Origin of the sequence: Aeromonas sp. QDB11, assembly GCF_027705265.1 — a bacterium.
In the GTDB taxonomy this organism is placed as follows: domain Bacteria; phylum Pseudomonadota; class Gammaproteobacteria; order Enterobacterales; family Aeromonadaceae; genus Aeromonas; species Aeromonas allosaccharophila.
Genome location: NZ_JAPDBM010000169.1, coordinates 1 through 1,462 on the forward strand (window position 1 = coordinate 1; position 1,462 = coordinate 1,462).

Sequence of the window (1,462 nt, forward strand, 5' to 3'; positions counted from 1 at the left end):
TCAGTCGGTGAGCCAGGACCAGAGGCGGCTGACTGCGTGAACGGCTAATGCGCCGGTTGCCAGGGGGACCCAGCTTGGCGATGTCGCGAGGGTGGTCAGGGTGATAGCAGAGGTGGCGAGCGTTATGTAATCAGACGTTGTGCGCTCGCGGCTCAACACAGTCATAGCTGGGGGAATGATAGTAGTCTGTGGAGTACGAAGGGCCGCTTTCGCCACCGCCGTTGCTACCTGACTAACCTGTGTCGAGTGGTGGATACCGTGGATGCACCACATCACGAAGTGTTCACAGTTACTGAACAACACATCGTATCGATGCTCGCCCAGCCGTGTACGGGCACGTTTGAGGCTCGCTGTTCGGTCATACCGCCTGACAGGGCAAAATTTGCACCAGACCGGCTTACCATCGGAAAACGCATCCAGAGAGGTCATCACGATTTCACCGGGTAGGCCGAGATTAGGCCCCTGGTAGTGGATAACGAGGTCGCCCCCGACATAGAGGCCGTGGTGGGTATAACCGAGGCGAGCGGTCACCAGATGATCGCCTGGGGTGAATCGAGACATGAAGTTAACTCCTTGTGGTCAGGCATAAAAACGAAACAGGGCACCTTGTGGGTGCCCTGGAGTCGGTGTGAAAAGATGTATGCGACCCATCCGCGCCCAACCGAGCAGGGTTGAGTCTTGGGGCAGAAGCTAGCCCGGCTGGACAGTGCCGACCGGGTATTGCTGCTTGAGACGTTTGAGCTATTGGTCGAGCGTTTGGCCAAATCCTGAGTTAGAGCGCACCGGGTGCCTGTGCCGCGCCTTTACCCAATTTGTTGGTTAACGGGGATGCCCGAGTTCGCGAACCCTGTGGTCTGGTCTCCGCTTGCGGTGCCGGTTCGGCTGTCGAATGTTCCCCTTCCTCCACCTGAGGGTAAAACTCTTCCAATAGCATTGGCACTTCTTCATCCACGTCCTCGAACTGACCATTACGCAGCAAGGCTCGCGCCACCGCTTCCATCTCGCTGATTGTCAGTCCCGCCTCCTCATCCAGCATCGCTTCCTGCCGTGCCTGACCGACCGCCTCCGTCAGAGTCAGCTCGTCCCGCAGAGTCAAATCCACGTAGTAGACCGGGGTGCGGTAGGACTGGGTGGTGCTCTTGGCCCGTAGCCGTAAGGTCAGCGGCAGATAACGGGTCAGGCCGCCACTCACCGCCTCGAAGTACTTGAGGCGTGCCGCCAGGGTCCGTACCGAGTTATAGCCTGTGGTACGAAAGATAAAGCTGCCGAGCTCATCCCCCTGCCCCTCCACAAATAGGTTCAGTCGTCCGTACAACTTGCAGCCCTGTTGCTGGCCGTAGGGACAGCGCTCCGGACCGGGGCAACTGACTTCCTCCATCCCTTGCGCCCCCACCCGTTTTGCCACCTCTCCATTGCCGACACAAAGCGGCCGTCCGGTTTGGCGGTCAAAGGCGCTGTACTC

The 1,462-nt window shown here is 59.0% G+C and carries 2 protein-coding genes; both read right to left on the reverse strand.

All coding sequences use genetic code 11. From position 1 onward, the window contains the following. The gene (locus OKC40_RS22430; protein ID WP_029303605.1) at positions 1-561 is read right to left on the reverse strand and encodes a lecithin retinol acyltransferase family protein; all 561 of its coding nucleotides are present in this window, start codon (positions 559-561) and stop codon (positions 1-3) included. Positions 562-772: 211 nt separating this feature from the next. Then, a partial coding sequence (locus OKC40_RS22435) for a recombination directionality factor (RefSeq protein ID WP_270797023.1) occupies positions 773-1,462 on the reverse strand: 690 nt, incomplete at its 5' end.